At 63.6% G+C, this 321-nt stretch carries 1 pseudogene; it reads left to right on the top strand.

What is annotated here, in order from left to right:
* A pseudogene (locus tag KVT32_RS29405) lies at positions 1-321 on the top strand (conjugative coupling factor TraD, PFGI-1 class); the annotation flags it as partial.

Raw genomic sequence — 321 nt, 5'->3', positions numbered from 1 at the left:
CCCAGGCGCGCAACTACGACCCTGTGCTCGATGGCCTGCGCTCGGCGGTGCGCTACGACAAAACCTACTTCGACAAGATCGTTGCATCGCTGCTGCCGCTGCTGGAAAAGCTCACGAGCGGCAAGATCGCCCAGCTCCTGGCGCCGAACTACTCCGACCTGGCCGACCCGCGCCCGATCTTCGACTGGATGCAGGTCATCCGAAAGCGGGCCATCGTCTATGTGGGTCTGGATGCGTTGACTGACGCCGAGGTCGGCGCAGGGGCCGGCAATTCGATGTCCTCTCACCTGGTTTCGGTGGCCGGACACATCTACAAGCCCG

Origin of the sequence: Achromobacter sp. GbtcB20, from assembly GCF_019091095.1 — a bacterium.
GTDB lineage: Bacteria > Pseudomonadota > Gammaproteobacteria > Burkholderiales > Burkholderiaceae_B > Achromobacter > Achromobacter mucicolens.
Note: the sequence above shows the minus strand (reverse complement) of the source record. Positions and strands in the feature narration are given on the sequence as shown.